This is a genomic window from Bartonella sp. CE47NXGY, from assembly GCF_042195415.1.
Taxonomy (GTDB): domain Bacteria; phylum Pseudomonadota; class Alphaproteobacteria; order Rhizobiales; family Rhizobiaceae; genus Bartonella.
Map to the genome: position 1 here is coordinate 1 of NZ_JBHIOI010000286.1, position 559 is coordinate 559.

Sequence of the window (559 nt, forward strand, 5' to 3'; positions counted from 1 at the left end):
TGCGGGGTATTACATGTGATTTGCCTGCTGATTTACGCTTTTACGACAAATGTTCGCACCCCTCTGGGGTTACACTGCCCGCGTTGGTTGCTTTTGTTAAGGGCGCTGGCTCTTTCGCCATTCATAGAACCTTTTTACAAGCCAATGGCTGCAAAACAGACCAAAAACCAGCAAAAGCCATGTTGGGATCTGTAACAGGTGGTGCTGTGCATTTAAGTCAAGCCAATCCAAAACATCTGGTCATTTGTGAAGGCATTGAAACGGGGCTGTCTCTGCTGTCTGGGTTGTTATCAGAGCCCGTTGATTTATGGGCGTCTCTTTCAACCAGTGGCATGATGCGTGTGAATTTACCCCATACAAAAGGACGTCTCACCATTGCAATGGACGGCGATGATGCGGGTCGTAAAGCAGGTTTTACCCTAGCTGCGCGTGCCTATAGACAAGGCTTTGAGGTCTTTATGATGCAAGCTCCAAAAGGAACCGATTTTAATAACGTATTACTTTCTTAAAAGAGGGAAACTATGAAAGATAGTAATTTACAAAACAATAATGAAAATAC

At 44.5% G+C, this 559-nt stretch carries 1 protein-coding gene; it reads left to right on the plus strand.

Translation table 11 applies throughout. The features are described from left to right. Positions 1–509, plus strand: a 509-nt coding sequence (locus ACFIL3_RS11135; RefSeq protein WP_375682310.1) for a toprim domain-containing protein, incomplete at its 5' end; no start/stop codon positions are given. Positions 510–559: the final 50 nt, after the last annotated feature.